The organism is Mesorhizobium sp. M7A.F.Ca.CA.002.15.2.1 (assembly GCF_003998715.1).
Lineage (GTDB): Bacteria > Pseudomonadota > Alphaproteobacteria > Rhizobiales > Rhizobiaceae > Mesorhizobium > Mesorhizobium ciceri.
In genome coordinates this window covers 1-1,397 of the sequence record NZ_RZPI01000976.1, presented here as the reverse complement: position 1 = coordinate 1,397, position 1,397 = coordinate 1, and the positions used below count along the sequence as shown (strand labels likewise).

Annotated in this window: 3 protein-coding genes; all 3 read right to left on the bottom strand. The window is 62.0% G+C overall.

Annotated elements, in window-relative coordinates:
• Positions 1 to 103 precede the first annotated feature (103 nt).
• A complete protein-coding gene (locus tag ENZ74_RS31725; RefSeq protein WP_063167729.1) occupies positions 104 to 379 on the bottom strand; it encodes a hypothetical protein in 276 nt (91 codons plus the stop codon).
• A 10-nt stretch (positions 380 to 389) separates the two neighbouring features.
• Positions 390 to 716, bottom strand: coding sequence for a hypothetical protein (locus ENZ74_RS31720; protein WP_024504825.1), 327 nt, complete (start codon positions 714 to 716; stop codon positions 390 to 392).
• 57 nt (positions 717 to 773) lie between these two features.
• The coding region (locus ENZ74_RS31715) for an alpha/beta hydrolase (RefSeq protein WP_164761402.1) at positions 774 to 1,397 on the bottom strand (624 nt) is incomplete at its 5' end.

Below are 1,397 nucleotides of genomic sequence, written 5' to 3'. Positions count from 1 at the left end.
CACTTATATCGAACTCAAGCTAGCGGATATCGAACGGCTTTTCGGACGGCGATAGCTGCGGACGGATTGCGGGCCTATCGCTTCGCCGCTCGAGGTCGGCAGGTCAGGAGGCCGGCCGACAATGTGGTCGCCCGCGATTTTCGCCCAGCGGCCTGAGTAGCGCGATCGCAGCCGCCGCCAGCAGGAGGATCGCACCGGTGATTTCAGCCCAGCCGACCGCCTCGCCGAAGAGCCAGGCTCCTGCCGCCAAAGCGGTCAGCAAATAGCGTGCAGCCGCCAGCAGGAGCGGAGGCGCGTCATTGAGACCGAGCTTGATCGCGGCCCAGGTCAGCACCCAGATCAGCGACATCACCGCGAAGAAGAAGAGGTTGCGAACCACCGATGGGCGCTCAGCGCAGTCCCCGACGATCGACAAGTATCCGATGGATTTCGATCCGCTCCGGCAGCTCGATCAGGAACTCGGCATCGCGGTCCAGATGATGGACTTTGGTCGGTTCGCCTTTGGTAAAGGCGGTCATCGCTTGCATGTCGGCCCAATAGGAGATGGTTGTGAACCACGTCTCGGCATCACGGTCCTCGCGCAGCAATTGGACGCCAAGCGCCGTCTTCTCGAGGGGCGGAATACCCTCGGCACGCAGGTATGGCTCATAGGCGTCGGCGATGTCGCGGCGGGTGCGACCGCGCCAGATGCGCGCGATGGTCGGTGTGGTCGGCATGAGGTTCTCCTTCAGTCAGGCGGACAGCAAACTGGGCATAGCGGACGCCGGCTGTGATCAGCCGTGAACACGAGCCAGGAAATCGCGGACCAGCGCCAGCGCGTCGTCGAAATGTGTCTCGAGCAGCCAATGACCCGCCCCTTCGATCAGATGCAGTTCCGCATCGGGCAGATCGCGATGATAGGCCCTTGCCGACGCCGCGGGCATATAGCCATCCTCTGGCCCCCAAACGATCAACGTGGGCGGATGGTGTTCACGCAAATAAGCCTGGTAGCGCGGAAACCAGGTGAGATTGGCTTCCAGCTTCTCCATCAGACCGACGGCGATCTGCCGACGAACCGGCGTGTTCATCAGTGGCCAGTGAAGATTCCAGAGATCGGGCGGCACGCGCATGGCGACGTCGTCAGCCACTTCCCCGATGAACTCGGCCCGAAACCCATCCTCACTTACCGCGGCCTCGAGCGGACGGTGCTTGCCGGGCGTCTTGTCGGTCCACCAGGCCTTGATCGTGGCGTATTTGGGTCCAAGCACATCCTCGTAGATGTCGCCGTTCTGGATGATCAGGGCGCTGATCCGCTCCGGGTGTGAGATCGCATGCCGGAGTCCTATCTGCGAGCCATAATCATGCAGCCACAAGGCGTAGCGTTGGAGACCGAATTTATCGGCAAGCTTGGAAAGCAC

Excerpts from the sequence above, each read along its gene's own strand:
- ENZ74_RS31720 (WP_024504825.1), bottom strand. The coding sequence starts at position 716 with ATGCCGACCACACCGACCATCGCGCGCATCTGGCGCGGTCGCACCCGC.